The 25,980-nt window shown below is 65.6% G+C and carries 19 protein-coding genes; 9 read left to right on the forward strand and 10 right to left on the reverse strand.

What is annotated here, in order from left to right:
* Window positions 1-58 precede the first annotated feature (58 nt).
* From paoA to IGS55_RS01295, 7 genes are all read left to right on the forward strand, one after another.
* Entirely contained in the window at window positions 59-718 is a 660-nt protein-coding gene (paoA, locus tag IGS55_RS01265) for an aldehyde dehydrogenase iron-sulfur subunit PaoA (RefSeq protein WP_230516525.1), read from the forward strand.
* Complete coding sequence (locus tag IGS55_RS01270) at window positions 715-1,674, forward strand: FAD binding domain-containing protein (protein ID WP_230516524.1); 960 nt, start codon at window positions 715-717, stop codon at window positions 1,672-1,674. The genes paoA and IGS55_RS01270 overlap by 4 nt, the downstream gene beginning before the upstream one ends.
* 4 nt (window positions 1,675-1,678) lie before the next feature.
* Window positions 1,679-3,877, forward strand: a complete 2,199-nt coding sequence (gene paoC / locus IGS55_RS01275) for an aldehyde oxidoreductase molybdenum-binding subunit PaoC (protein ID WP_230516523.1) — start codon at window positions 1,679-1,681, stop codon at window positions 3,875-3,877.
* Between the two features lie 116 nt (window positions 3,878-3,993).
* The gene (locus tag IGS55_RS01280) at window positions 3,994-5,631 is read left to right on the forward strand and encodes an ATP-binding response regulator (protein ID WP_230516522.1); all 1,638 of its coding nucleotides are present in this window, start codon (window positions 3,994-3,996) and stop codon (window positions 5,629-5,631) included.
* Entirely contained in the window at window positions 5,628-6,656 is a 1,029-nt protein-coding gene (locus IGS55_RS01285; RefSeq protein ID WP_230516521.1) for an ABC transporter substrate-binding protein, read from the forward strand. Before IGS55_RS01280 ends, IGS55_RS01285 begins: the two co-directional genes overlap by 4 nt.
* A gap of 10 nt (window positions 6,657-6,666) precedes the next feature.
* The gene (locus IGS55_RS01290) at window positions 6,667-9,183 is read left to right on the forward strand and encodes an ATP-binding protein (protein ID WP_230516520.1); all 2,517 of its coding nucleotides are present in this window, start codon (window positions 6,667-6,669) and stop codon (window positions 9,181-9,183) included.
* A 296-nt stretch (window positions 9,184-9,479) separates the two neighbouring features.
* Entirely contained in the window at window positions 9,480-10,757 is a 1,278-nt protein-coding gene (locus tag IGS55_RS01295) for an OmpA family protein (protein WP_230516519.1), read from the forward strand.
* Window positions 10,758-10,829: 72 nt separating this feature from the next.
* Here IGS55_RS01295 and IGS55_RS01300 read toward each other — a convergent pair whose 3' ends face one another.
* The 3 genes from IGS55_RS01300 to IGS55_RS01310 all read right to left on the reverse strand — a co-directional run bounded on the left by IGS55_RS01300 (window position 10,830) and on the right by IGS55_RS01310 (window position 14,777).
* A complete protein-coding gene (locus IGS55_RS01300) occupies window positions 10,830-13,244 on the reverse strand; it encodes a TonB-dependent siderophore receptor (RefSeq protein WP_230516518.1) in 2,415 nt (804 codons plus the stop codon).
* A gap of 62 nt (window positions 13,245-13,306) precedes the next feature.
* Window positions 13,307-14,263, reverse strand: a complete 957-nt coding sequence (locus IGS55_RS01305) for a FecR domain-containing protein (RefSeq protein ID WP_230516517.1) — start codon at window positions 14,261-14,263, stop codon at window positions 13,307-13,309.
* A 1-nt stretch (window position 14,264) separates the two neighbouring features.
* A complete protein-coding gene (locus IGS55_RS01310; RefSeq protein WP_230516516.1) occupies window positions 14,265-14,777 on the reverse strand; it encodes a sigma-70 family RNA polymerase sigma factor in 513 nt (170 codons plus the stop codon).
* A gap of 185 nt (window positions 14,778-14,962) precedes the next feature.
* On the opposite strand from IGS55_RS01310, the gene corA reads away from it, so the two are divergent.
* Window positions 14,963-15,949, forward strand: coding sequence for a magnesium/cobalt transporter CorA (corA, locus tag IGS55_RS01315; protein ID WP_230516515.1), 987 nt, complete (start codon window positions 14,963-14,965; stop codon window positions 15,947-15,949).
* Between the two features lie 9 nt (window positions 15,950-15,958).
* On the opposite strand, the gene IGS55_RS01320 is transcribed toward corA, so the two are convergent.
* Complete coding sequence (locus IGS55_RS01320; protein ID WP_230516514.1) at window positions 15,959-16,657, reverse strand: alpha/beta hydrolase; 699 nt, start codon at window positions 16,655-16,657, stop codon at window positions 15,959-15,961.
* Window positions 16,658-16,889: 232 nt separating this feature from the next.
* Between IGS55_RS01320 and IGS55_RS01325 the strand changes: the two genes are divergently transcribed.
* Window positions 16,890-17,267 carry a c-type cytochrome gene (locus tag IGS55_RS01325; protein ID WP_217494666.1) on the forward strand — a complete coding sequence of 126 codons (378 nt, stop codon included), beginning with the start codon at window positions 16,890-16,892 and terminating at the stop codon, window positions 17,265-17,267.
* Between the two features lie 57 nt (window positions 17,268-17,324).
* Here IGS55_RS01325 and IGS55_RS01330 read toward each other — a convergent pair whose 3' ends face one another.
* The 6 genes from IGS55_RS01330 to IGS55_RS01355 form a co-directional block, all read right to left on the reverse strand.
* Window positions 17,325-17,789 (reverse strand): hypothetical protein, encoded by a 465-nt coding sequence (locus IGS55_RS01330; RefSeq protein WP_230516513.1) that lies wholly within the window; start codon window positions 17,787-17,789, stop codon window positions 17,325-17,327.
* A complete protein-coding gene (locus IGS55_RS01335; RefSeq protein WP_230516512.1) occupies window positions 17,770-18,510 on the reverse strand; it encodes a hypothetical protein in 741 nt (246 codons plus the stop codon). Before IGS55_RS01335 ends, IGS55_RS01330 begins: the two co-directional genes overlap by 20 nt.
* A gap of 75 nt (window positions 18,511-18,585) precedes the next feature.
* Complete coding sequence (locus tag IGS55_RS01340; protein WP_230516511.1) at window positions 18,586-19,431, reverse strand: universal stress protein; 846 nt, start codon at window positions 19,429-19,431, stop codon at window positions 18,586-18,588.
* 35 nt (window positions 19,432-19,466) lie between these two features.
* Window positions 19,467-21,272 (reverse strand): PHA/PHB synthase family protein, encoded by a 1,806-nt coding sequence (locus IGS55_RS01345; RefSeq protein ID WP_230516510.1) that lies wholly within the window; start codon window positions 21,270-21,272, stop codon window positions 19,467-19,469.
* A gap of 62 nt (window positions 21,273-21,334) precedes the next feature.
* A complete protein-coding gene (locus IGS55_RS01350; RefSeq protein ID WP_230516509.1) occupies window positions 21,335-24,832 on the reverse strand; it encodes a PAS domain S-box protein in 3,498 nt (1,165 codons plus the stop codon).
* Window positions 24,829-25,971, reverse strand: a complete 1,143-nt coding sequence (locus IGS55_RS01355; protein ID WP_230516508.1) for an FIST signal transduction protein — start codon at window positions 25,969-25,971, stop codon at window positions 24,829-24,831. The genes IGS55_RS01350 and IGS55_RS01355 overlap by 4 nt, the downstream gene beginning before the upstream one ends.
* Window positions 25,972-25,980 lie beyond the last annotated feature (9 nt).

The following is a 25,980-nucleotide window of genomic DNA, read 5'->3' on the forward strand; positions in this document are numbered from 1 at the left end:
GCTGCTTCGGGCCTGCATGCGCCCACCCAGCCAGTCCACAGCCAGGAGGAAGCGCGAGATGACAGACTGTAATCACATCAATGCCGGCAGGCGCGGCTTGCTGATCGCCGGCGCGCTGTCGGCCACGGCGGCGGCCGTGCCCAGTGTGGCCGGAGCGGCGGGGGTGGTGAATACGGCCGCCCAGGCCCGTGTTTCTCCGCCACCCGTGCTGATGAAAGTCAGCCTCGACGTCAACGGCCGGCGCCACAGCCTGGAACTCGACACGCGCACCACCTTGCTCGACGCCTTGCGCGAACACCTGCAGCTGACGGGCACGAAGAAGGGCTGCGACCACGGCCAGTGCGGCGCCTGCACCGTCATGCTCGACGGCCAGCGCATCAATGCCTGCCTGACTCTTGCCGTGATGCACGACGGCGCCAAGGTCACCACCATCGAGGGGCTGGGCACGCCGGAGAAATTGCATCCGATGCAGGCCGCCTTCATCGCTCATGACGGTTATCAATGCGGCTATTGCACGCCGGGGCAGATATGCTCGGCCGTCGCCGCGCTGGGCGAGATCCGCCAGGGCATCCCCAGCCACGTCAGCGCGGACTTGAACGCGCTCCCCTCGGTGACGCCCGAAGAACTGCGCGAGCGCATGAGCGGCAACATCTGCCGCTGCGGCGCCTACTCCAACATCATCGAGGCCATCACCGAGGTGGCGGGGAGGCCGGCATGAGAGTGTTCAGCTACCAGAAGGCCACTTCACCGGCCGAAGCGGCGGCCGCCGCCGTGAACACGCCGGGCGCCCGCTTCATCGCGGGCGGCACGAATCTGCTCGACCTGATGAAGCTGGAAATCGAAACGCCGGCGCATCTGATCGACGTCAATGGCCTCGCGCTGGATACGGTGGAAGCAACAAAGGACGGCGGCTTGCGCATCGGCGCCCTCGTGCGCAACACGGCGCTGGCCGCGCACGCCACGGTGCGGCGCGATTATGGCGTGCTGTCGCGCGCCTTGCTGGCCGGCGCCTCGGCGCAATTGCGCAACAAGGCGACGACGGCCGGCAACCTGCTGCAGCGCACGCGTTGCCCGTATTTCTATGACACGAACCAGGCCTGCAACAAGCGCGTGCCGGGCAGCGGCTGCTCGGCCATCGGCGGTTTCAGCCGGCCGCTGGCGATTCTGGGCGGCAGCGATGCCTGCATCGCCACGCACCCGAGCGACATGGCCGTGGCCATGCGCGTGCTCGACGCGGCCATCGATACGGTGCGGGCCGACGGCAGCACGCGCGGCATCCCCATCGCCGACTTTTACCGCTTGCCGGGCAACACGCCGCACGTGGAAACCGTGCTGCAGCCCGGTGAACTGATTACCAGCGTCACCTTGCCCCCGCCCGCTGGCGGCACGCACGTCTACCGCAAGGTGCGCGACCGCGCCTCGTACGCGTTCGCGCTGGTGTCCGTGGCGGCCATCATCTTGCCCAATGGCACGGGCAGGCTGGCCCTGGGCGGCGTCGCGCCGCAGCCGTGGCGCGTGTCCGCCGCCGAGCAGGCGCTGCCCGATGGCGCCGCCGCCGTGAGCGAACGCCTGCTGGCCGGCGCCCATCCCACTGACGACAATGGCTTCAAGGCGACCCTGGCGCAGCGCACGATTGCCGCGGTGCTGGCGCAAGCACAAGCGAAGAAAGGCTAGGGCCATGAAATTTTCGACACCGGCGACCACCAATCCCATCGACCAGCTGAAAGTCGTGGGCCGCCCCACGGACCGCATCGACGGCCCCCTGAAGACCACGGGCACGGCGCCGTACGCGTACGAGCAGAACAAGGCCGCGCCGCATGCGGCCTACGGCCATGTCGTCGGCGCGGCGATTGCCAAGGGGCGCATCGCCTCGATCGACACGAGCGCGGCGCGGCGCGCGCCGGGCGTGCTGGCCGTGGTGACGGCCGAATCGGCGGGGAAATTGGGCAAAGGCAAGATGAACACGGCCACCTTGCTGGGTGGGCCCGATATCGAGCATTACCATCAGGCCATCGCGCTGGTGGTGGCGGAAACCTTCGAGCAAGCCCGCTCGGCCGCGCAGCTGCTCGACGTCAAATATGTCGAGCAACAGGGCGTGTTCGACCTGGCCAAGGCCAAGGGCGGCGCCGCCAAGCCGAAGGATGGCAAGCCCGACAGCAAGACGGGCAACTTCGCCGGCGCCTATGCCCATGCTCCCGTGCGTCTGGACGCCACGTACACGACGCCGTACCAGTCGCACGCGATGATGGAGCCGCACGCCTCGATTGCCGCCTGGGAAGGCGACAAGGTGACGGTGTGGACGGCGAACCAGATGGTGGACTGGGGCCGTGGCGACCTGGCCCGCACCCTGGGGCTGTCGAAAGACAAGGTGCGCATCGTTTCGCCGTATATCGGCGGCGGTTTCGGCGGCAAGCTGTTCGTGCGCGCGGAAGCCTTGCTGGCGGCCTTGGGGGCGCGCGCGGCCCAGCGTCCCGTCAAGGTTGCCCTGGCGCGGCCCCTGATGATCAACAACACGACGCACCGGCCCGCCACCATCCAGCGCCTGCGCATCGGCGCCACGCGCGACGGCAAGATCACGGCCATCGGCCACGAATCGTGGTCCGGCGACTTGAAAGGGGGCCAGCCGGAAACGGCCGTGATGCAGACGCGGCTGCTGTATGCGGGGCCAAACCGCATGACGGCCATGCGCCTGGCCGTGCTCGACTTGCCGGAAGGCAACGCCATGCGCGCGCCGGGCGAGGCGCCGGGCATGATGGCGCTGGAAATCGCCATGGACGAGATGGCGGACAAGCTGAAAATGGACCCCATCGTCTTCCGCATCCTGAACGACACGAAAGTGGACCCGGAAAAGCCGAGCCGTCCATTCTCCCAGCGCCGTTTGATCGACTGCCTGCGCACGGGCGCCGTGGAATTCGGCTGGAAAGAACGGCAAAGCCAGCCCGGCACGCGGCGCGACGGCCGCTGGCTGGTGGGCATGGGCGTGGCGGCAGCCTTCCGCAACAACCTCGTCATGCAGTCCGCCGCCCGCGTGCGCCTCGACGGCAACGGCATCGTGACGGTGGAAACGGACATGACGGACATCGGCACGGGCAGTTACACCATCATCGCGCAGACGGCGGCGGAAATGCTGGGCGTGACCTTGAACAAGGTGGACGTGCGTCTGGGCGACTCGGATTTTCCCGTCTCGGCCGGTTCGGGCGGACAGTGGGGCGGCAACAGTTCCACGGCCGGCGTCTACGCGGCCTGCGTGCGCCTGCGCCAGGCCATCGCCGTCAAGCTGGGCTTCGATGAGAAAGAGGCGCGCTTTTCCGATGGGCAAGTGAGCCAGGGCGAGCGCAGCGTGCCGCTCGCCGCCGCCGCCCACCATGGCGACGTCGTCGCGGAAGACCATATGGAATACGGCGACCTCGATAAAAAATTCCAGCAATCGACTTTCGGCGCCCATTTCGTGGAAGTGGGCGTGGACGGCGACACGGGCGAAGTGCGCGTGCGCCGCATGCTGGCCGTGTGCGCGGCCGGGCGCATTTTGAACCCGAAAGCGGCGCGCAGCCAGGTCATCGGCGCCATGACCATGGGCGTGGGCGCGGCCCTGATGGAAGAACTGGTGGTCGACCAGCGCCGCGGCTTCTTCGTCAACCACGACCTGGCCAGCTACGAAGTGCCCGTGCACGCCGACATTCCGCACCAGGATGTCATCTTCCTCGATGAAACGGACCCCACGTCTTCGCCCATGAAAGCCAAGGGCGTGGGCGAGCTGGGCATCTGCGGCGTGGCGGCGGCCATCGCCAATGCCGTCCACAACGCGACGGGGGTGCGCGTGCGCGACTATCCGCTGACGCTCGACAAGCTGCTGCGGGGGCTGCCCGTGACGGGCTGACATCTTCCTGGCGCGCGTGACAATGCGTGTATTTTTGGTAATTTCCAAGTGCTATGCTCGGAACGCATGTTGCGGGAAAATTTCCGGTCCGCAAGGCCATGCCGCCAGGAGAATGCATGAAGAGCTCATCAATGCCGCCGCGGTTACTGATCGTCGATGACGAGCTGGCGCATGTGCGCGCGCTGTGCGACACCTTGCGCGGCCAGGCGTACGACACGACGGGGCTCGCTTCGGGCGAGACGGCGCTGTCGCTGCTGGCCGTCGAATCGTTCGACCTGCTGCTGGTCGACCTGATGATGCCGGGCATGAACGGCATCGCCGTGGTGGAAGCGGCGCGCAAGATCGATCCCGACCTGGCCTGCATCGTCATGACGGGCGAAGGCACGATCGCCTCGGCCGTGCAGGCCATGAAGGCGGGCGCGCTCGATTACGTCGTCAAGCCGTTCAAGGTGTCGGGCATCCTGCTGATACTGGCGCGGGCGCTGGAAACGCGCCAGCTGCGCATCGCCAATGCGCGCCTGGAGCTGTTGCTGCGCCAGCATACGGCCGAACTTGACGCCATGAACAAGGATTTGCAGCTGGCCCGCGAAGTGGCCGAGCGGGCGAACCAGGAAAAGACCAATTTTCTGTCCAGCATGAGCCACGAGCTGCGCACGCCGCTCAACGCCATCATGGGCTTTTCGCAGATGCTGATGTCCGATTCCATTCCCTCGACGGCGCAGGAAAAGAAAACCTTTGCCTCGCACATCTTCGGCGCCGGCCGGCATTTGCTGACCCTGATCAACGATATCCTCGACATCGCCAAGATCGAGTCGGGCAAGATGTCGCTGTCGATGGAACCCGTGAGCCTGGCCGACATCTACCACGAATGCTGGCAAATGATGGAACCGCTGGCGCACAAGCGCGGCATCACCCTGACGTTCGTCGAAGCGGGCGGCGTGCATGTGCTGGCCGACCGCACGCGCCTCAAGCAGGTGCTGATCAACCTGCTGTCGAACGCCGTCAAGTACAACCGCGAGCAGGGCGAGATCCACGTCGATTGCCAGCCCGTCGACGCGCGCCAGCTGCGCCTGTCCGTGCGCGATACGGGCGGCGGCATGAGCGCCACGCAGCTGGAGACGCTGTTCCAGCCTTTCAACCGCCTGGGACGCGATGCGCGCGACGAGGAGGGCACGGGACTGGGGCTGGTGGTCAGCAAGCGCCTGGCCGAAGCCATGCAGGCCAGGCTGGGCGTGGCCAGCACGCCCGGGCGCGGCAGCACCTTCTGGCTCGATATCGCCAGTTGCCCGGCGCGCCAGCCGCCGCAGGAAAGCGCGCGCCTGCCCGTCATCGCCCGTCCCGCCGAAGCGGTACGGCTGCCGGACCGCAAGACGCTGCTGTATGTGGAAGACAATCCCCTGAATGTGACCCTGGTGGCGGGTTTGATCCATTTTCGTCCCGATCTCGACCTGCTGTCGGCCGGCGACGGGCAGACGGGCCTGGACATGGCGCGCCGCCACGTGCCGCAGCTGATACTGATGGATAGCGACCTGCCCGACATCAGCGGCACGCAAGTCATGCAGCTGCTGCGTGCCGATGCCCGCACCGCGCATATCCCCGTCATCGCCCTGACGGCCTTGGCCGGGCCCGGTGATATCCGCCAGGGCCTGGCGGCGGGCTTTTACCGCTATCTCACCAAGCCGATCGACGTGGCGGCGTTTTCCGAAGCCATCAACAGCGCGCTGGAGCCGGCCACGGCGCAGTGCAGCGCATGAGCGGCCTTGCACCGCGGCGGTGGATGGCCAGGCTGGCGGTCATCGCGTTGTTGCTGGCGCTGGTTGCCGTGGCCATCTGGCAGTTCCATGCCCGTCCCGCCGCGCCGCCCGGCCCCGTGGAAGTGCTGCGCCTGGCCGTGAATGCGGAATACGTGGGCAGTTGCCCCGTCCTGGCCGCGCACGGGCAGGGGCATTTCGCGCGCGAAGGCATCGATGCGCGGCTGCAGCCGTATTCGTCGGGCAAGGCCTCGATGGAAGCCGTGTTGCAGGGCAAGGCCGACCTGGGCACGGTTTCCGATATTCCCGTCGTGCTGGCCAGCCTGCAGAAGCAGTCCGTCGTCATCATCGCCAGCATCTTCGAGGCCGAGCGCGACCACGGCATCGTGGGGCGCCTGGACCGCGGCGTGTCCACGCCCGCCAGCCTGAAGGGCAAGCGCATCGGCGTGACCTTGGGCACATCCGGCCAATTCACGCTGGATGCCTTTTTGAACCGCCAGAAGCTGCAGTCCGCCGAAGTCACCTTGCGCAACTACGCGCCCGAGCAGCTGGCCGGGGCGCTGGCGCGGGGCGAGGTCGACGCGGCGGCCGGCTGGGAGCCGTTCCTGACGGGCATGACGCATGCCATCGCCGGCAAGGCGGCCATCTTCTATGGCGAGGATGTCTATGCGGGCCTGTTCAACGTGGCCGGCACGGGCGGCTATGTGCGCAGCCACCCGGCCACGGTGCGCAAGGTGCTGCGCGCGCTGATCGCCGGCGCCCGTTTTTGCCGGGACGAGCCCGACGCCGCGCGCGCCCTGTTTGCCAAGGCATCGGCCAGCGAGACGGCGCGCCTGCAGGCGGCCTGGCACGGTTACCGCTTCGGCGTCGTGCTCGACCAGGGCTTGCTGCTGGCGCTGGAAGACGAGGCGCGCTGGGCCATCAGGAACCGGCTGGCCGAGCGCGGCGACATGCCGAACTTCCTCGACGCCGTCTATCTGGACGGCCTGGAAGCCGTCGCGCCATCGGCCGTGACGGTCATTCATTGAGAAGGCCACCGTGAAAATCGTAACGCGTTTCAAGCTGGCCGAACTGTTTTGCGTGGTGCTCGTGGCCATTATCGTCGCCATGCTGTTTTCCACCACCATGGCGATGCAGCGCGAACTGGCGAAGAACAAGGCGGCGGCCGATATCCTGCAAGCCGTCACGTCGCTGCGCTACCTGTCGATCGAATATGCGCTGCACCATGGCGAGCGCACGCGGGCCCAGTGGCAGCTGCGCAGCGAATCGCTGTCTTCGGGCCTGCTTGCCACGCCCGCCTTCAGCACGGACGAGGAGCGCGCGCTGCTGCTGCAATTGCAGGGCGACCTGGCCGGCGTGGGCGGCCTGTTCCACCTGTTTGTCGCGAACCACCGCGAGCTGGGGCAGGACCCGCAGCGGCGCGAAGTGCTGGATGAACTGGAGTCGCGCCTGTCCGGCCAGATCATGGGCAAGGTGCAGGGCATGATTTCGGAGGCGATGCGGCTGTCCGAATTGAGCCGGCAAGGCGTGCTGGAGGCGCAGCAGCGGGCCAACGTGGCCGTGGTGCTGTTTGGCGGCATGATCATCGCGCTGGTGGCCGGCCTGATTTACTTCACCATGACCAGCGTCACGGGACCGCTGGAAAAACTGCGCCAGGGTACCCTGATCGTCGGCGCCGGCAAGCTGGACTTTTCGCTCGGCGTGCACACCAAGAATGAAATCGGCGACCTGGCGCGCGCCTTCGACGGCATGACGGAAAAGCTGCGCCGCACCACCGTCTCGCGCGACGAGCTGGCGCACACGAATGCCGCGCTGGAAACGCAGATCGCCGAACGCCAGCTGGCCGAGCGCAAGGTGCATGAACAGCTCGAGCGCCTGAATCTGCTGCAGCAGATCACGCGCTCGATCGGCGAGCGGCAGGACTTGCGCAGCATCTTCCAGGTGGTGGTGCGCAGCCTGGAAGAGCAGCTGCCCATCGATTTCAGCTGCATCTGCCTGTACGAACCGTCGCAGCACGCGCTGCAGGTGACGTGCGTGGGCGTGCGCAGCGAGGCGCTGGCGCAGTCGTTCATGATGAGCGAACACGCGCACATTCCCATCGACGAGAATGGCCTGTCGAGCTGCGTGCGCGGCAAGCTCGTATATGAAGCCGACATCGCCGGGGTGGCGTTTCCGTTTCCGCAGCGCCTGGCGCAAGGGGGACTGCGCGCCCTCGTCATGGCGCCGCTGCTGGCCGAAAACACGGTCTTCGGCATCCTGATCGTGGCGCGCCGCGCCGCAAACAGCTTTACCAGCGGCGAGTGCGAATTCCTCAGCCAGCTGAGCGAACACGTGGCGCTGGCCGCCAACCAGGCGCAGCTCTACGGGGCGCTGCAGCGCGCGTATGACGATTTACGCCAGACGCAGCAGTCGGTGATGCAGCAGGAGCGCCTGCGCGCGCTGGGGCAGATGGCCAGCGGCATCGCGCATGACATCAACAACGCCATTTCCCCCGTGGCCCTGTACACGGAATCGCTGCTGGAGACGGAAACCAGTCTCAGTCCGCAGGGCCGGCATTGCCTGGAAGTGATCGAACGCGCCATCGACGACGTGGCCGCCACCGTGGCGCGCATGCGCGAATTCTACCGCCAGCGCGAACCGCAACTGGCGCTCTCGCCCATCGATGCCAACCTGGTGGTGCAGCAGGTGCTGGACCTGACGCGCGCGCGCTGGAGCGACATGCCGCAGCAGCGCGGCATCGTCATCGCCCTGCGCACGGAGCTGGCCGACGGGCTGCCTATGCTGCCCGGCAGCGTGGGCGAACTGCGCGAAGCGCTGACGAACCTCGTCTTCAACGCCGTCGACGCCATGCCCGATGGCGGCACCCTGACCGTGCGCACGGCCAGCGTGGGCGCGCCCGGCGAGCTGACGCGCCAGGTGCTGATCGAAGTGGCCGACACGGGCGTCGGCATGGACGAGAACACGCGCCGCCGCTGTCTGGAACCGTTTTTCACCACCAAGGGCGAGCGGGGCACGGGCCTGGGCCTGGCCATGGTGTACGGCATGATGGAGCGCCATGGCGCCAGCATCGATATCGTCACGGCGCCGGGGCAGGGCACGGCGGTGCGCCTGGCGTTTCCCGCCTGCGCGGCGGACGCGGGGGAGCCGGTGCCCGACGCGGCCCACGCCGTGCCGCCGCGCCTGCGCATCCTCGTCGTGGACGACGACCCGATGGTGCTCAAGTCCCTGCGCGACATCCTGGAAATCGATGGCCATGACGTGGTGTCCGCCGACGGGGGCCAGGCCGGCATCGACTGTTTCCTGGCCGCGCGCGACCGGCACGAGGATTTCGAGGTGGTCATCACGGACCTGGGCATGCCCCACGTGGACGGGCGCAAGGTGGCCAGCGCCGTGCACCAGTGTTCGCCGGCCACGCCCATCATCATGCTCACGGGCTGGGGCCAGCGCCTGGCGGCCGACAGCGACTATCCCGAACACGTCAACTGCGTGCTGGGCAAGCCGCCCCGGCTGAAGGAATTGCGGCGCGCCCTGAATGCGGTCATGTCGACGGGGTAGCGCCGCCGAGTCGTTCAACCCCGATCATCCTTGTTTAATCCGTATCAAGCTTCACTGCGATGTCCGCACAGCCGCGTGACGACTCACTAGACTTGCATGGATGGACCCGTCATTCCAGCCTTTGCCAAAGGCGTGATGAGAATGTCTGTTGTCTGTGCAAGCGCGTCAAACGAGTTGTCGTAAATTAGGGCGATACTGTGATCATACCAAGACCCCCGCCAGGAGCAGCACCTGTCCCGACGTACAGCAGCGATTCGCTGAGCAAGAAAATAGCGATCCTCGATCTCGTGACGACCTTGACATATAAACTGGCCGTTGCAGCGGGTGCCATCGTCACGCTGACCTATCTGTTTGACATTCAGTTTTTCCCCAGTGGCCTGACGCCAGGCGAAGTGGTGTTCTTTATCTTTGCGGCACTGATGTTCGGTTTTCTGTACTGTATCTTTTTGTTATACGGCGCCATGTCTGCACTGTGGTTGCTCAAACTACTTTCTTTGCTGGAAATGCGGGTTGCCAGACGGCGCGGCGCCCATGCGCAGGCGACCCTGTTTGTCGTTCCTGCCGGGCTGCGTGGAGTTGGCTATTTTCTAGTATCGCTTTCCTTTTTTTTGCTGTCCTTGCATTTTGCTTTCGCCGGCGCACTACCTTCCTTGTTTTTGCTGATACTGATCTTTTTTTGTTCCGGTTTTCTTACCCTTTTTATAAGCACGGCTGGTACGCAAGCGGGTATCACGGTCGCAGGCGCGCAGCCGAAGCCGCAGCGCAGATTGGCGCAGCTTGCCGCAGTGTTCGTGGCACCGCTGGTACTCGTGCTGTTCTTCGGGCCGTTCATGAAGATGGTGCATATGGCTTTCCAGCTATTGGGTGTGCGTATTCCCGACGTGAGCATCGAAGTGCCCGATAGCGAGCTCGGTGAAATCGAGCGCGTCACGGAAGTCGTCGGCCGCCCCATCCTTGACTGCCGCAGGGGCGCCGGGGGGCGATTGCTGGTACATCATGCCGATGTCTTGTGGACTGGCGTTGGCGGCGTGTCGCTTGTCGCGTTCAGTGTACGCACGAAGCCGGAGGTCGGCATTTTCAGCCCCGAGCCAACCATTCTCCGGGTTGCCACCTTGCGCCTGGACGCGGCCACGATGCGCATCATCAAGAGCCGGCCTGCGCTGAATCCCTGTTTCGACCTTTCCAACGACTTGCTGTTCAAGACTGGCAGCGATCAATTGTTGCCAACGGCACAACCGCGTCTGCGGGCTCTTGCCTCAGCCATTCTGGCATCGGGTACGCCGCGTGACATTCTGGTACGAGGTCACAGCGACACCCGTCCTTTCTCCAGGAACCTGACAGGAAAAGGCGTGGATAACCAGCGTCTTTCGGAGTTGCGTGCAGAGGCGATTGTCAATGTGCTCAGAACGACGCTGGAGGGAAAGAACCTGACATTTACCTCGGAAGGTGCGGGTGCGCGGGAACCGCGCGTGAAATGCCCTGTCGAGGCAAGTACTACCTCCTATGAAACGGAACAGTGCAATGCCTTGAACCGCAGGGTGGAAGTGCGCGTGATGTACGAAAGAACCCAGTAAGACGAATTGTGGCAACGGAATTTTTCAGCCGTTGCCACCGCTCGCCTGGCGTTTATGCCGGTACAGCTTGCATCAGAACCGGTACGTCAAGGTCCCTCGCACGCTGCGCGGCGCGCCATATGTGCCTTGCGCATAGGTGTTGATGTTGATGTATTTCTTGTCGAGCACGTTTTCCACGTTCAGCTGGGCCGTCAGCTGGCGTGACAGCTGGTACGTGGCCATCAGGCTGACCGTGCTGTAGGCTTGCTGCGTGACGCGCTCCTTGCCGCTCGGGCCCGCATCGTCAAAGTAGAACTTGCTTTGCCAGTTGACGCCGCCGCCCACGGTGAGGTCGGGTCGTACTTTCCAGGTGGTAAACAGGCGCGCCGTCGAGCGGGGCGACAGGGTGTTGATATCCTGCTGTTCGCGGTCCTTGGCGCGGAAGTGGCTGGCGCTGGCCGTCACGTTCCAGCCCGGCGCCAAACGGCCCGACAATTCCCCCTCGATGCCGCGGCTGGTGGCGCCGCGCGCCGCGTAATACGCTTGCGTGGTGGTGCCGGGGACCCGGTGTGCGCCGTCGGGCTGGGCCAGCTTGTCCTGTTTGATCTCGAAGAGGCCGATGGAGCCGTTGGCCTGGCCGCCGGCCCATTCTCCCTTCATGCCCACTTCCATGCTTTGTCCCGTCAGCGGGTCCAGCCAGGCGCCCGCGCGGTCCTGGTTTTCCTGCGGCCGAAAGATGTCCGTGTAGCTGGCATACGCGGAATACGTGTCGTTCAGGTCCACCACCACGCCCGCGTAGGGCACGAACTTGCTCTTGGCGAAGGCGAAGCGGGCGCTGCCGTCATAGCCGATGCGGTCCTTGTCCCAGCGGCTCAGGCGTCCGCCGACGATCAGTTTGGTGTTCGCTGCCAGGTTCAGGCGCGCCGCGCCATACGCGCCGTATTGTTTCGTCGTGTATTTTTCCGACAGCACGGGCTCGCCCCAGGCCGGCTGCGGGTAGCTGCCATCCCAGGCGAGGAAATTGCCGATCGGTTCGGGATCGAGCGCTTCCTTGACGCTGAATTGCGCGTGCTGCACGGTGTAATTGGCGCCCACGATGACTTCATGTTCGCGTCCGCCCAGGGTAAACGGGCCGGACAGTTTCACGTCGGCGCTGCTCTGGTCGCGCGAGCCGATGTAGCGGTTCGGGTAGCCCAGCATGCCCAGGCCCGTGATGCGGTCGGGCCGCTCGGCCAGGAACAGCAGCGGCGTGTCTTCCGTGTGCTTGCTGTACATGGCTTGCGCCTGCGCCTTCCAGCCCTGGCCCAGCGCGTGTTCCAAGGTGGCGTGCACATTGGTCTGCTCCGTGGCCCAGGCGGCCCAGCGGGGCGCCGTGGTGACGGAACGGTCGAAATCGGTGCGCGAACCGTCGCTGTACCACAGGGGGAAGCCGCCCCAGTTGCTGCCTTTCGGATCGTTCTTCTGGTAGCTGGCGCCCACCATGATCACGCTGCCGGGCGCCAGGTCCGCCTCGGCGGTGGCGTAGACGAGCTGGCGCTGGTTCGAATAGCCATTCGTAAACGACTTGCGGTCTTGCCAGGCGCCCGCCACGCGGCCGCGCACGGAGCCGTCTGCGTTCAGCGGCGCGGCCAGGTCGACGGTGCCCCGGTAATCGCTCCAGGAGCCGGCCGCCAGCGACCATTGCCCCTCGAACTGCCTGGCGCTGGCCCGCTTGCGCACCAGGTTGATCGAGGCGGACGGGTAGCCGGCGCCCGTCAGCAAGCCCGTGGCGCCCCGTGTCACTTCCACGCGGTCGTAGATCAGCGAATCCATTTCCGATTCGCCGCCCGAATACTGCACTTTATAGGTGGTAGGCACGCCATCGTACTGGAAATTGTCGACGTCGAAACCGCGCGCGGAAAATGTGTTGCGTTCCGTGTCGAACTGGTTGACGGCGATGCCGGGCGTGTTGCGCAGCACATCGCGCACCGTCAGCAAGTCCTGGTCATCCATGCGCTGGCGCGTGATGACGCTGACCGATTGCGGCGTCTCGCGCAAGGACAGCACCAGTCCCGTCGCGCTGGCCGTGGCCGGCGTCGTGTACGAATGCGTCCCTTCCGTACTGGTGCTGCGCTCGGCCGTGGCGCGCACGGCGATGCCGGGCAGGGTGGCTGCCTCGCTGGCGGACGGCAGCTTGCGCACGGCGTAGTTGCCGCCGCCCTGGTCGACGGCAATGAGGCCGCTGCCATCGAGCAGGCGGGCAAAGCCGTCGGCCACCTGGTAATTGCCGCTCAAGCCCCGGCTGTTCAAGCCCGTGTACAGGCTGGCGGCGCCGGAAATGCTGACGCCCGCCTCGGCCGCAAAGGCGGACAGGGCGGTACTGAGGGGGCCGGCTGCCACCTGGTAGTGGCGCGCGGGCGCTTCCTGATGCTGGGCGAATGCGGGCGGCGTCAGGGCCAGGCTGCCCAACAGGGCCAGGGTCATGCTGGTGTTGCGGTAATGCTTCATTGCTTGTTTCCCTTCGTTCATGTGTTGGTCCTGTGTGGATTGACGGGGCACATGCGCGAAAGGGACATTATTTTTTAAAATAGTTATGCAGGTTCGACGGAAATCCACCAGCGGCTGTGGCGCTGCACGCGGATGGGCAGCGATGCTTGTAATAGTGATAATAATTGATCCGTATCATGCAATTGGTACACGCCCGACACGCGCAGCCGCGCCACGGCCGGGTCGCAGCGCACCACGCCGTGGCGGTAGCGGCTCAGCTGCGCCAGCACGTCGGCCAGCGGCGTGTCGTCCGCGTACAGCAATCCTTTGGTCCACGCGGACGCATGCGGCGCCAGCGGCTGCGGCGCGCTGGCCGCCGCTTCGTCGAAGCTGGCTTGCCAGCCCGCCTGCACGATGACGGGCAGGCTTTTCCCGGGCCGCACTTCGACGGCGCCCTGCGAAACGGCCACCTGCGTGCGCGCGCCGAACAGGCTGTCTTCCTGGCGCACCGTGAAGCGCGTGCCGAGGGCACGGATGCTGCCGTTGCTGGTGCGCACGATGAACGGACGCTGGAGCGGATCGGGGCTGGTCGCCACGTGCAGTTCGCCGGCGCGCAGCTGGACCAGGCGCAGCGCGTCGCTGAAACCGAGGTCGGCGGCGCTGGCCGTGTTCAGGCTCAGGGCGCTGCCGTCGGGCAAGGCAAGATGGCGGATTTCGCCCGTCGCCGTGCGCAGGTCCGCCGTCCATGCCTGCCATGGCGGCACTTTCAGCATGGACCAGCCCGCCGGCCCGGCGGCGATCAGCAGGGCCAGGGTTTTCAGGGCGGCGCGGCGCGGCGCGCCGGCCGGGCGGTCGAGCACAGGCATGGCCAGCGGCGGTGGCAGCATGCCGAAGGTGCGGCATACCTGCTCGGCCCGTTGCCAGGCCGTTTCATGGTCGGGGTGGGCGGCGCGCCAGCGGGCCAGTGCCTGCCGCGCATCAGCGTCCAGTTCGCCGCCTTGCAGACGCATCATCCAGTGCGCCGCCACGCGCGCGGCGCGCGCATCGAGGGTTGCGCCCATGTCAGGCCAGCAGCAGGATGCATTGCGTCAGCGCCTGCACCATGTAGCGCTTGACGGTGCGCTCGCTGACATGCAGGCGCGCGGCGATGTCCGCATACGCCATGCCTTCCAGCTGCGACAGCAGGAAGGCCGTGCGCACCTTCGCGCCGAGGCCGTCGAGCATGGCATCGATCTGGTGCAGCGTTTCCAGGATCAGCAAACGCTCCTCCGCCGATGGCGCGGCGGGCGCGGGCAGCTGCGCCAGGGTGGCCAGCCAGGCTTGCTCCAGCGACTGGCGGCGGTAGTGGTCGATCAGCAGGCGGCGCGCCACCGTCGTCAGGTAGGCGCGCGGCTCGCGCAGGGTGGCGGCGCGTTCGCCGGGCGTGGCCAGCAGCTTGACGAAGGTATCCTGCGCCAGATCGGCCGCGTGATCGGTGCACGACAATTTGCCACGCAACCAGCGCAGCAGCCAGGGATGATGCTGGCCATACAGCAGTGCGACAGGATCGGCGGCAGGGGATACGGCATACGTCACGGCACACTCCAGGTTGGCGCGGAAGTCCCGTGCCGCTGGCGCATGCAGGCTCTTCTTAAATGCGAATGGTTCTCATTTTACATTGGCGTGCCTGAATGTCAATGTGCCAGCTGCTTTGGCATGGATGGCGTGGCATTTCCGCTATACTGGCCCCCCAATATTGCCGCCACTAGCCGAAAACCACCATGGACTTGAGTACCCACGCCGCCGTCGTCAATTGCGAAGCGTATCGCGACGGCAGGAAGATCGCCCACTTCGACATCGACAAGGTGGGCGACTTTCTCGGCGACCCCGATTGTTTCGTGTGGATCGGCATGGCCGGCCCCGACGCCACGGCCATGCAGGCGCTGCAATCGGCCTTCGGCTTGCACGAACTGGCCGTCGAGGATGCGCAGGGTGCGCACGAGCGGCCCAAGCTGGAAGAGTACGGCGACACCCTGTTCATGGTCATGCACACGGCCACCCTCGACGGCGAGGCCATCGTCTACGGCGAAACCCACGTCTTTCTCGGCCCCCGTTTCATCATCACGGTGCGCCATGGTCCCTCGGCCGGTTATGCGAAGCTGCGCGAGCGCAAGGAAAGCGTGCCCGAGAAGCTGGCCAGCGGTCCCGGCTACGTGCTGTATTCCATCATCGATTTCATCGTCGACCAGTACCAGCCCTGCATTGACCATCTGCAGGCCCGCTTCCAGCACTACGAACTGCAGCTGTTCAAGCCCAGCCTCTCCGAAGACAAGCTGCAGGATTTCTACCAGCTCAAGACGGAGCTGCTCAAGCTCGACGCGGCAGTCAACCCCCTGCACGATATCTGCACCCAGCTGATCCGTTTCCATGGCGACATCGTGCCCAAGGAAAACCGCATCTATTACCGCGACATTCTCGACCACGTCAAACGGGTCACGCACACGGCGGGCCAGATGCGCGAACTGGTCAATTCGGCCATGCAGGTGGCGCTGGGGCAAATCTCGATCCGCCAGAACGAGGTCGTCAAGCGCCTGGCCGCCTGGGCCGCCATCCTGGCCGTGCCCACCATGGTCTTCAGCCTGTACGGCATGAACTTCGAATTCATGCCGGAACTGAAGTGGCGCGGCAGCTATCCGGCCGTGATCGCCGTCATCATCGCCGGCTGCTTCTGGCTGCACCGGCGCCTGAAGCGCGAAGGGTGGCTGTAGCCAGCAGGTTTAGCCGCCGGCCACCGCGCCTGCCGCCTCGAGGATCAGCGCCGCCACTTCGATGGGGCGCGAAGCCAGCGAGGCGTGGCTGGCGTTGAGCGTGATGATCTTCCTGGCGTTCAGGCGCGCCGCCATGCGTTCCTGGTTGACGGGGGAAATCATGCGGTCGGCGCTGGAAATCTGGTACCAGCTGGGTTTGTGCTTCCAGGCCGGGTCGCTGACGGTGTCGCCGAAGGTGCTGGCCAGCGGCGCTTTCTGCACCACGCCCAGCACGGCGCCTTCTTCCGCGTCGAGGTCCTGGCAAAAGCTGTTATGGTATTGCTCGGGCTTGACCCACAGATAGCCGTCGCTGTCGCCCTCGAGGTTGGCCGCGCCGATGGGCGGGTGTTCCTGCGTGATGCTGCCCGGGCTTTCGCCCGCGTCGGGCGCGAAGGCGGCGATGTAGACGAGGCCCGCGACATTCGGCGTATTGCCGGCCACGCTGATGACGGCGCCGCCGTAGGAGTGTCCTACCAGCAAGACCGGGCCATCGACTTGCGCCACCATTTTGCGCGTGCGCTCGGCGTCGTCGGCCAGCGACGTCAACGGCAGTTCGACGGCACGGATGGCCGTGTGGCCGTGGCGCCGCAATTCGACAATGACGCGGCTCCAGTGGGCGGCGCCGCCCCAGAAACCGTGGACGAGGACGATGGTGGCTTGCTTGCTCATGCGAATACTCCTTGTGGCGGTGGCGCCGACGGGGTGCGACACAGGCCGCGCGGCCCGTCAGCAGGCGGCCGCGCAGTGTCCAGCCTGGTTATTGTAGGCCGTTCCCCGGCTGCACGCATCGCTTATCGAATGAGCAATCCCGGTTAAAATATGATCTGGAGCGTTGCAGCGGCACTCACCGGGTTTTGCCCTGAAGCAGCTCCGATTGATATCAATAACAAACTACATGACAATGAAATTAGTATTCACCGCTACGCTGGGCCTTTTATCGCTGCTTCACACATCGTCCTCCTTCGCGGAGAATGTGAATGGAAAAAATCTCTACATGCAGCGATGCGCCGTGTGCCACGGAGCCGAAATCAGAGGAACAGGGCCGTTGGCGAATAAAAGCAATCCCCGTACCCCCGATCTGACCACCGCCGCTTTCAAGAAACGGCTCAATGATTATCCCGGCGTGATCGTCTCGTCGGTCATCCTTCGTCCGAATGGCGACCTGATTCCGAAAACCTTGAAAGAAAATGGCGTCAAGATTGCGCCGCACGCCTGGAGCGTGAAGGATTTTCGCGATCTGAATCAATACATGAGCGGCGTGATTTTAAAAAACCGGTGATGCGGGGATGAGCGGCGGGCATGGCAATCCGGAGCCATTCCGGATTGTCGACATGGCCTATTCTTTTGCCGCGGTTGCCCACGTCGTATCCGCAAATTTGCTGGCATGCGCCTTGGTCATGTCGGCGATCTTCAACGCCGTCATTTTAAACACCATGCCTGCCGGCGAGAAAGTGAATATCAAGGCCACGCCACAGCCTTCCTGCGAACTTGAGTATCCCTCATATAGTGTGGGGTCGGCCGAGTTCATCACTTTTTTTTCGCCACGAAAATAGCCGTCCACATACACCAGGACGTCTTTGCGTTCTTCCGCCAGGTAGGTCGCGAAGAACGGCGCTCCGAGCACGGCAATGATGTCATTGGAATTCCTGGCATTTTTCGGCAATTCAAAGCCCTTCAAGGGCCTGCCGACGGTGGTTTCTTCACATGCGCTGGTCGTCGCCGCATACGTATGCGGCACAACGACGCTCAATGCGCCGATGAGTGCCAGCGACAGTTGCCATTTATTTTTTTGAAAGACCATATAGCCGCATTCCCTTGTCAAAAGCTTGTTGTACATCGTGCATGCCGGACGTCGCCAGTTCATAGCCGCTTGACATGGCGTGCCTGCGCTGCTCGGGCGTACCATGATGGTCGCGATCGTTGAAGTTGGTATCGCCCATGGCGAAAAATTCCTGCTTTAATTCTTCATACGCAATTTTCATTCGTTGGCCTTTCATCCCCATGTACCAGCCGGCCAGAAAGTCCGCGTGTAGCTCCGATGGCGTGACGGGGGATGGAAATATCAGGCCCTGTTTGAATTGCAATACATGGGCCCACTCATGTGCGATGACGCCGCCCATTGCCCCTTCCCACACTTCAGGGAATTTTTGCGGAATTTTTTTGTCCTCGACCGGGTTCAAGGTCCCGCTCATGCGGTGCAGCATGCGGATCCCGAACATGACGCGATAGACGTCATGGCCCGGAGAGGCATAGGCATTCGCACCATCCAGATCGTTAATAAAACCAAAGTCCGCGCGAACGCCAAATGTGCTGGCGAGTTCTTCGATTTCATTCTTCACCCCTGAATCGACGCGAAACAGGCCACTTTCTTCCATTTTAAGGCGGTTTTCCCACATGGCGCCGCCTTTTGCCGCGCTGACAAAGCAGCCGGTATCAAGGTGATTGCCGGGGCTTGCAGAACTGGCGCCAGTGCTTGCTGCCAAAGCCAAGGCCAGGTGGAAAGTCAAATAGTGTCTGAACATGCGTTCGCCAAGTTTGTTATTGATTGCCAATCATATTACATGGTCAGATCATGATGAAAAATGACCGCACTGCGCCTAGTGCGACACCAGCACCGGTAACGTCATCTCTTGCAGCACCGTGCGCGTGACGCCGCCCAGCAGCGCTTCGCGCAGGCGCATGTGGCCGTAGCAGCCCATCACGAGCAGGTCGCAGCTGCGCTGGGACGCCATGGCCAGCAAGGCCGTGCCCACGTCCTGGCCTGGCGGCGTGTCGTGCTGCACCACCTCGACGTTGATGCCGTGGCGCGCCAGGTACAGGGCCAGATCGGCGCCCGGCTGCTCGCCATGCGCGGCCGGCTGGGCGTGCGAATTGACGACGGCCAGGGTCACCTGCCGCGCCCCTTGCAGCAGCGGCAGCGCATCGGTGATGGCGCGCAGCGCTTCGGCGCTGCCGTTCCAGGCCAGCAGCGGATGCTGCGCGATGCCCGCTGGCGCGGCGCAAGGGGCGTGCGGCACCATCAGCACGGGCCGGCCGCAATGGAGCATCAGGTATTCGGGCGTGCCGGCGATGACGCGCGACGGCGTATCCTGCGCATCCGTCTGGCCCAGGATCAGCAAGTCGCAATAACGGGCCTGCAGCAGCAGCGCGCCTTGCGCGTCGTCGTCGACGAAGCGCGTTTCGTAGGTTCCCAGGCCTTCCTCGCGGGCGATGCGCTCGAAGTCGTGCAAGGCCTCGCTGGCCTGGGAGCGCAGCGCCTGCATCTGCGCCGGCGCAAATTGCAGCGCGTTGACGCCGCCGCCATACGCGTAGCGCGAGATGCCGCTCATGGCCGAGCCGATCAGGTGAGCGCCTTCGGCAACGGCCAGGCGCACGGCCAGGCGGATGCGCTGGGCGCAGTGGCGGGAATTGTCTACGTGGACCAGCAGGGTGGTGTAGGGCATGGCGTTTTCCTCGGTTGTCGTTTGGTTGTCGGTGGTCAGGTTTGCAGCACGTAGCTGCCAGGCGCATCGCCCAGGGCAGCTCCCATGGGCGGCGGCGCCACTTGCGCGTCGGAGTGCTGCGCCAGCCACGCCTGCCAGGCGGGCCACCACGAACCGTCGTGGTGCGGCACGTCGCGCTGCCAGCTGTCCGCGTCGATGTAGGGCGCGTCGTGGCGGTGCGTGGCCAGCTGGTAGCTGCGGCGCGGCTGGCCCGGCGGCGAGACGACGCCCGCATTGTGGCCGCCCGAGGTGAGCAGGAAGGTGACGTCCGTGTCGGTCAGCAGCTGCAGCTTGTACACGGAGCGCCACGGCGCCACGTGGTCCGTCAAGGTGCCGACGGCAAAGATGGGGGCATCGATGTCGGGCAGGGCGATGTGGCGGCCCGCCGCGCGGTAGCGGCCTTCGGCCAGGTCGTTGTGCAGGAACAGACGGCGCAGGTATTCCGAATGCATGCGGCAGGGCATGCGCGTGGCATCCGCATTCCAGGCCATCAGGTCGCTGTCCTGCTCGTCTTGTCCCAGCAGATAATGGCGCAGCTGGCGCGACCAGATCAGGTCGTTCGAGCGCAGCAGCTGGAAGGCGCCCGCCATTTGCTTCGTATCGAGGTAGCCCTGCTTCCACATGGCCGCTTCCAGGAAGCTGACCTGGCTCTCGTCGATGAACAGCGCCAGTTCGCCCGGCTCCTTGAAGTCCACCTGCGACGCCAGCATGGTGAGGCTGGCCAGGCGCGCATCGCCGTCGCGCGCCATCGTGGCGGCGGCGATCGCCAGCAGGGTGCCGCCCAGGCAGTAGCCGGCCGCGTGCACCTGCGGCGCGCCCGTGATGCGGACAACGGCGTCGAGCGCCTCCATCACGCCCAGCTGGCGGTAGTCTTCCAGCGACAGCTCGCGGTCTGCCTCCGTGGGGTTTTTCCAGGAAATCATGAACACCGTGTGGCCCTGGCCCACCAGATAGCGCACCAGCGAATTGTGCGGCGACAGGTCGAGGATGTAGAACTTCATGATCCACGCGGGCACGAACAGCAGGGGCGTCGCATGCACCTTGGCGGTCGTGGGCGCGTACTGTATCAATTCGATCAAGTCGTTGCGGTAGACCACCTTGCCCGGCGTGACGGCCACGTTCCCGCCCACCTTGTAGCGGCGCGTGTCGGCTGCATACGGCCCCATGGCGGCGCGCCGCCAGTCTTCGGCCAGGTGCCGCGCGCCGCGCGCCAGGCTGGCGCCGCCGCTCTCGAGGGCCGCTTGCTGCACCACGGGATTGGTCAGCATGAAGTTCGACGGCGCCAGCATGTCGAGCCACTGGCGCACGGTAAACGTGACGACATCCTCGTGGTGCGGCGCGACGCCGCGCACGCCCGTGGTGGCGCGGTGCCACCATTGTTGCTGCAGCAAGAAACCCTGGTAGACGAGGTTGTACGGCCAGCGCCGCCAGGCCGGATCGTCGAAGCGCCGGTCCTGCGGCAGCGGCGCGATGCATGGCGGCTCTGAGGCGCCGCCGGCCATGGCCGATTGCAAGGCATATTGCTGCCAGCGGCCGATCTTCTTCCAGGCTTCTTCCTGCAGGGTTTGCTGCTTCGACGGCGCCAGCGCCAGGTGGCCGAGCCAGTCGGCATAGGCGTTGCCCAGCGCGGCCGGCGAAATGCCGCCCGTGAACTTGCCCAGCCAGGCGTTCAGCAACAGGTCCAGGGTGGCGCCCTCCGGCGCGCTTTCCGGATAGCCGGGCGCCGGCCCGCCTTGCCAGGCGCTGCCCAGGCGCTCGTGTTCCACTGTTTGCTGTGCATCGCTCGGCTGCGTCTTGCTCATCCAGGGCTCCTGTCATTTTTTTACAGGATAGCAAGAGCTTGTTTAAAAAATTATGATCTACATCAAGTTTGGCCGGATGCGTGCAGCGTGTGGCTTGCCGCCTGGATGGCCGTGTCCGTTTCCTGCACAAACAGCCGCAGCTGCTCGTCCAGCGCATCAAGCCGCGCCAGCAACGCGCCCTGCGGCGCCTTTGCCGCTTCGCGCTCGATGGCGGCGGCGATGGCGACGGCCGGCGCGGCGCGGAAGTTGGCCAGCAAGCCGGCCAGGGTGTGCGCCTGCCGGCTGACGGTGGCCCGGTCGCCCGCGCGCAGGGCCGTGCGCAGGGCCTCCAGCTGCGCCGGCAAGCCGGTCAGGAATGATGCGCCGATGATGCCGATCACGTCGGCGTCGGCCTGGGCCAGCGCGGCGCCGTAGCCGAAGCGCGGCGTCTGCTTGTTTATCTGCGACACATGCCGCTCGATCAGGCTGTGGAAGGCGGCCGTGCGGAACGGCTTGGAAAGGTAGTCGTCCATGCCGCCGGCGATGCAGCGTTCGCGGTCGCCTTCGAGGGCGCTGGCCGTCATGGCGATGATGACGCTCCTCGGCATGCCTTGCGCTTCGCGTGCGCGGATCTGCGCGGTGGCTTCGAAACCGCCCATCTCCGGCATTTGCAAGTCCATCAGTATCATGTCGAAATGGCCGGCGGCCTGGCAATCGAGGGCGATGCGGCCGTTTGCCGCATGCGTGACGCGGTGGCCCGCATTCGACAGCAGCACGGTGGCCAGTTCGCGGTTCATGGCGTTGTCCTCGACGAGCAGGATGTCCAGGCCGGGCATGCTTTCGCGTACGGCCTGGCGCGTCGCCACGGGCTCGGCGCTGGGCATGCCGCGGCAGGTGCCCAGCACGCTCATGGCGACGGCCAGCAATTCCTCGGAGCTGGCAGGCTTGAGCAGGTAGCCGCCGATGCCCAGTTCGCGGCAGCGCGCCGCGTCGCCCAGGCTGCCGCAGGACGACAGCATGACGATGGGCGCCTGGCTCCAGTGGGGCAGGGCGGCCAGCGCCGATGCCGTGTCGAAGCCGTTCATGCCGGGCATGGCGAAGTCCATGATGATGCAGTCCGCCGGCAAGGCGCCGCGGCAGTGCGCCAGCGCCGCCTCGCCCGACTCGCAGGCGGTGACCGTGGCGCCGCTGTGCTCGAAGATCCGGCGCAGGATGGTCAGGCTGCTGGGATTGTCGTCCACCAGCAGGATGTTGCGCGCGGCCAGCGAGGCGTCGGGCGGCGGCGCCAAGGGCTGCTGCTCGCCGATGGGCAGGGCCAGGTCCACGGTGAAACAGCTGCCCTTGCCCAGTTCGCTCGTCAGGCCGATGCCGCCGTCCATCATCGTCACCAGGCGGCGCGTGATCGACAGGCCCAGTCCCGTGCCGCCGAAGCGCCGCGTGGTCGACCCGTCTTCCTGCTGGAAGGCGTCGAAGACGGCCTCCTGCATGTCGGCGGCGATGCCGATGCCCGTGTCGCGCACGCTCAGGCGCAGGCTGGCCACGCCATCGCCGCTGGCGCGCAGCCGGGCGCTGACGACCACTTCGCCCTGCGGCGTGAACTTGATGGCGTTGCCCGCCAGGTTGGTCAGCACCTGGCGCAGCCGGCCCGGGTCGCCGAGCAGGGTGTGCGGCAGCGCGGGATCGACGTCGAGCACCAGTTCCAGGCCGCTGGCCCGCGCCCGCATGGCGTGCGCGCGCATGGTTTCCTGCAGCAGCTGGCGCAGGTCGAAGGGAATGCTTTCCAGGGTCAGCATGCCCGCCTCGATCTTCGAGAAATCGAGGATGTCGTTGATGATGCACAGCAGGGCGTCGGCCGAGGCCTTGACGATTTCCAGGTATTTGCGCTGGTGGGCATCGAGCTCGGAATCGAGCACCAGGTCCGTCATGCCGAGGATGCCGTTCATCGGCGTGCGGATCTCGTGGCTCATGTTGGCCAGGAATTCGCTCTTCGAGCGGCTGGCCGATTCGGCCACTTCCTTGGCCAGCAGCAGCGCGCGCTCGGCCGCCTTTTGGCTGGAAATGTCGACGATGGTGCCTACCAGACCGTGCAGGCTGCCGTCGGATTTCAGCAGGGCCGCCTTGCTGCACAGGACATCGACCTGGCGCGTGCCGACGCTCAGCCGGTCTTCATACGACTGGTTGCCCCGGTCCTGCAGCAGCGCCAGGTCGTGCTGCAGCGCTTGCCGCGCCTGCTGCTGCGGCAGGATGTCGGCCACCGTCAGGCCCGGGATGCGCGCCTGGTCGAGCTGGAAGAAGGCGCAGAAGGCGCGGTTGGCGCGCAGGTAGCGGCCCTGCACATCCTTCAGGTATAAGGGGATAGGGATGGTTTCGATCAGCGCGTCGACGAAGTTGAGATTGTGGCGCAGCTCGCGCGCCGCCTGGCGCCGCTCCGTGATGTCCGTCAGGCTGCCCGTGATGCCGGCCAGCTGCCCCTGGCCATCGCGTTCGGCGCGCGCGCACACGTCGATCCAGCGCACGTCGCCGTCGCGGGTGACATAGCGCGCTTCATGGCGCATGCTGTCGACCTGGCCGCCCAGCAGCTGGGACAGGCCGGCCGCGGCGCGCTCGCGGTCGCGCGGGTCGACGAATTGCAGCACGCTCTTGCCCAGGCTGTCGGCGGCGCCGAAGCCCGTGATGGTGTGCCAGGCGGGATTGAGGAAGGTCCAGGCGCCGTGCAGGTCCGTGCGGAAGACCACTTCGTTGAGGCTGTTGACGACGTTGCGGTATTCGCGCTCGCTTTTCGCGATGGTCTCGGCCATGCGCTTGCTGTCGCTGATTTCCGTGCGGATGGCGATGTACTGATACGGCTTGCCGGCCGCGTCGAGGAAGGGCACGATGGTGGCGTCGACCCAGTATTGCCCGCCATCCTTGGCATGGTTGCAGATTTCGCCGTGCCACACGTGGCCGGCCGTAATGGTTTGCCACATCTGCGCAAAGAAGGCGTCCGGATGCGCGCGCGAATTGATCAGGCGGTGCGTCTGGCCGACCAGCTCTTCGCGCGCGAAGCCGCTGATGGCGCAGAACTTGTCGTTGACGTAGATGATGACGCCGGCCGTGTCCGTGATGCTGACGATGGCATGCTGGTCCATCGCGAAGCGCTGGTTCTGCAATTCGATGCGGCGCAGTTCCTGCTGCGACACCAGCTCGGCCAGCAGCACCGACAGGCCTTCGATATCGTCTTCCTGCGGCAGGCGCAGGCCGGAATCGTTGTTGTCGAGCAGGCGCACGGCCGCCACGCGCAGCGACTGGATCACGCGGTTGCGGCTGGCCAGTTCCGTGCGCAGCAGGTCATTCGTCATGCTCAGTTCATTCGAACTCAGTTCCAGGCTGCGCGAGCGCAGGTCCAGGTCGCGTTCGAACTGTTCGTAGGCGCCGTCGATGCGCTGCAGCAGGGCCGGCAAGCCAGCCAGGAAACCGGCCAGTTCGGGCGGCGTGTCCGCCTGCCCGCACAGCGTTTGCGCCTGTTCCAGCAGGGCGGTGCAGGCGGCGTCGGAGTCGATATCGCAGACGCGGTTCAACTGGCGTGCCAGGGTGCGGTTCATGCTTCGCTCAATACAGTCACGGTCATCGTCTGGTTGTGCAGCTGGCAGGCGCCATGCGGCTGGGCGATGCCGATTTCGCCGTTCGAGTAAAAGCCGGCGATGCAGGGCGCGCCGCCCAGCAGGTCGGCCACGGCTTCGACCTCTTCCTCGGCCCGGTCGCCCATCACCAGCTTGCGCCCCACGCAGCTGACCAGCAGGGCCAGCTGGTCGCCCTGCGCATCGGCGTGGGGGGCGACGCCGCGCGCGGCCGTCTCGGCACCGTCGATCAGCCGGTTGGTACTGGAATGCATCAGCCTCAGGTAGCCGTCTGCGAGGATGTCGCCGGCCAGTGTCAGCGAACCTTGCTCTTCATCGACGGCGAGGATGGTGCGAAAGACATTGCTTTTTTCATGCGCCGCCGTGAGCATTTCAAACGGGAACAGCAGGCCTGAAGCGGGCAGATCGCGCGCATGGTCGCCCAGGTACAGCTTGTAAATGTCGAGCGCCCGTGCGCCATCGAGGCCATACAGCACGTTGTCGACGCAGCGCGTCACCTTGCGAGCGGGGCCGAACGCTTCCCAGCCCGCATGGCTGCCGTAGCCGAGGCGGATACGCTCGCCGTACAGGCCGACGGCGACGATGGTGTTGTCGGCCGCGCCGCGCGGACCCAGGGTCCATGTCTGGCGGAAGGCGCCGCCGTCCGCCGCCAGTCCGCCCGACACCGTCACGCCAGGCGGCAGGTTCGCCTGCAGGCCCGCGATCAGGGCGCTGCCGTTGATGGCCACGCCTGTACCCAGCATGAAGACGGCCGTCAGGCCATCGTGCGGCAGGGCCTGCGCCAGGCGCTCGCCCGTGTCGTGCGAATCGGCCATGTCGCAGATGATGGCGTCGGCGATCGCCACCGTGGTGTGGGCAAAGCGGATGGCCGTGATGACGCAGCTGTCGTCGTAGACGCGCTTGCCGGCGATCTCGCCCGCCGTGGAGCAGCCGGTGATGATGGCGCCGGGCAGCTGGCGGCGCAGCGCCGCCGTGAGGTCGGGCGTGGCAAAGTAGGGGCAGGCGCCGAAGACCAGCACCAGGTCGGGGCTCATGGCGGCCAGCGGCGCCAGGGCCGCATCGATGTCGGCACGGTTTTTCAGGATCAGTTGTTGCACGCGCATGGCAGGCTC

The sequence above is a fragment of the Janthinobacterium sp. EB271-G4-3-2 genome, from assembly GCF_020858035.1.
GTDB classification, from domain to species: Bacteria; Pseudomonadota; Gammaproteobacteria; order Burkholderiales; family Burkholderiaceae_D; genus Janthinobacterium; species Janthinobacterium aestuarii.